The organism is Micropruina sp. (assembly GCF_027492755.1).
Classification (GTDB): Bacteria; Actinomycetota; Actinomycetes; order Propionibacteriales; family Propionibacteriaceae; genus Micropruina.
Genome location: NZ_JAPUED010000018.1, coordinates 1 through 2,465, shown reverse-complemented (window position 1 = coordinate 2,465; position 2,465 = coordinate 1). Strand labels below are relative to the sequence as shown.

The following is a 2,465-nucleotide window of genomic DNA, read 5'->3' as shown; positions in this document are numbered from 1 at the left end:
AGCCTGCGCGAGCGGCCGGGGGTCGAGGTGCAGGTGATCTGCGTGGACGACGGCTCCACGGACGGCACCCGCAGCCTGCTGGCCGAGCTGGCGACGCAGGATCCGCGGCTGCTGGTGCTGCACCAGGAGCACGCCGGGCAGTCGGTGGCCCGCAACCTGGCCCTCGACCACGCCACCGGCAGGTACGTCTGCTTCCTCGACAGCGACGACTACTGGCAGCCGGACGCCACCGGAGCCGAAACGCCGGCACGGTGTGACGAAGGCACCGAGGTCGGATCATCGGCCACACCTTGCGAGGAGTCCGGCGAGGGATCCGGCGGCATCTCGCTCGCCGGGCTGATCCGGCATGCGGATGACAACGACCTCGACCTGCTCATGTTCGACGCGGAGACGCTGCGCGAGCCCGGGGTCCGCGACGATCTGTGGCAGCGGCTGCACGGCTATTACCAGCGGCCCGGCAGCTACCGGACGCCGCTCGCCGGGGTCGACCTGCTGGCCGCGCTGAAATCCGGCGGCCACTACCGGGCCAGCGCCTGCCTGTACCTCGTCCGGCGGGAGCTGCTCACCGGGCACGGGCTGCGGTTCCAGCCCGGCATCGCCCACGAGGACAACCTGTTCACCTTCGCCGTGCTGCTGGCCGCCGGACGCGCCGCGCATCTGCCGGTGCCGCTGTACGCGCGCCGGCTGCGTCCGGGTTCGACGATGAGCGCGAGCTTCCGGGTCACCCGGGCGCGCGGCTACTTCGTGTGCGCGGTCGAGATGCTGCGGCTGGTGCGGGGACGCCAGTTCGAGCCCGAGGTCGCCGACCAGGTGGCCGCGGTGATCCACCGCGTGGTGCAGTACGCCCGGGCGGCCGCCGTCCGGCTCGATCCGGAACTGATCGCCGACCTGGGGGCGCTGTACCCCCACGATCCGGACGCCAAGGTGCTCACCGCCCTGCTCGCCGAAGCCCGCGCCGCCCACCAGCTGGCCGCCACCCCAGGGCCGGGCGGACCCACGGCGCTGCCGCCCCGGCAGGGTCTGCCGCGGCAGGCCGACCGCGTCGTCCGCGGGCTGAAGGACGTGCTGCGCTGCGCCACCCGGAGCCGCCGACATGGCTGACGGAGGCCTCTGGGAGCGCGCGATGGCCGGCTGGCGCCGGGCCCTCCGCTCCCTGCGCCTGCCGAAGGGCCCGGCGCTGGAACCCGGGGTGACCATCGTCGTCCCGGCCTGCGATGTCGGGAGCTACCTCGGCGCCTGCCTGGATTCGCTGCTCGCCCAGACCTGGTGGGAGCACTGCCGGGTGCTCGTCGTGGACGACGGCTCGACCGACGACACCGGCGCGATCGCGGATTCCTATGCCGTTGCGCACCCGCGCATCGAGGTGCTCCACCAGCCCAACCGCGGCCCGGGCGCCGGGGCGGCGCGCAATGCCGGGCTGGATCTCGTCCGCACCGAATACGTCCTCTTCCTGGACGGGGACGACGAACTCGTCCCGCGCGCGATCGAACTGCTGGCCGGCGGGCTGGAACGCCATCAGCTCGACCTGGCGGTGGGCGCCACCGAGCAGTTCCCCGAGCCGCGCGGCTGGCTGTGGTCGCCGTACTTCGTCGCGGGCGCCGCCGCGCCGACCCGGATCGAGAAGGTGCCCCTGCTGGTGCACAACGCCCGTACCTGCAACAAGCTGTACCGCACCAGCTGGCTGCGACGCACCGAACTGCGGTTCGCCGAGGGGATCCACCACCAGGACACCGTGGTGAACGTGCCGGCCATGCTGCTGGCGCCCCGCTTCCTGCTGATCGGCGACGTGGTCGACCGCTACCGCAAGCGCGCCGACGGCAAGTCGGTGATGGACAGCCACTTCACCCGGCTGGAGAACTACATCGATCACCTCTGGGTGATCGAGATCCTGTCGCAGATGCTGCCCCGGATCCGCGAGGGACGGCGTCCGCTGCTGCAGCAGTTCATCGTCCGCAGCTTCCAGGGCTTCCTGCGGCGGGCGCCCGGCCGGCTGCCGGCCGGCGTAGGCCTCTATTTCCTCCGCTGCCGGGAGGTGATCGGGACGATCCCGCCCAAGGTGATCGCCATGGCCACCGCGGACGCCGACCATCGCGCCGGCTACGTCGCCCTGCTGGAGAACGACATGGAGAGCTACCGCCGGTTGGACGAGCTGCGCCTGGCCGTCCACGACGGACGCCTGTACATCGACCTTCCTACTCGTGACCCGAAGCTGCGGGAACTGCTGCGGACCGGCGCCACCCGCGCCTGGCTGGACGAACTGACCCCGCTCGACGAACGATCCCTGAGCTCGGTTCGCCCTGAGCCCGTCAAAGGGACGAACGGTCATGACCCGGAGTCGCCAACGACCCTTCGACAGGCTCAGGGATCGTTGGATGAGGCTCAGGGATCGTCCGAGGGAGGGCTGCGAGCTCGGCTGCGGTTGCGGATCCGTGGCGCCCGCAACCTTGACCGGACCCTCGATCAGA

2 protein-coding genes are annotated in these 2,465 nt (G+C 71.6%); both read left to right on the top strand.

Features of this window, described 5'->3' with window-relative positions; genetic code table 11:
- A partial coding sequence (locus tag Q0066_RS00945; protein ID WP_298129157.1) for a glycosyltransferase occupies nt 1–1,101 on the top strand: 1,101 nt, incomplete at its 5' end.
- On the top strand, nt 1,094–2,465 hold a 1,372-nt coding region (locus Q0066_RS00940; RefSeq protein WP_298129155.1), incomplete at its 3' end, for a glycosyltransferase family 2 protein. The genes Q0066_RS00945 and Q0066_RS00940, both read left to right, overlap by 8 nt.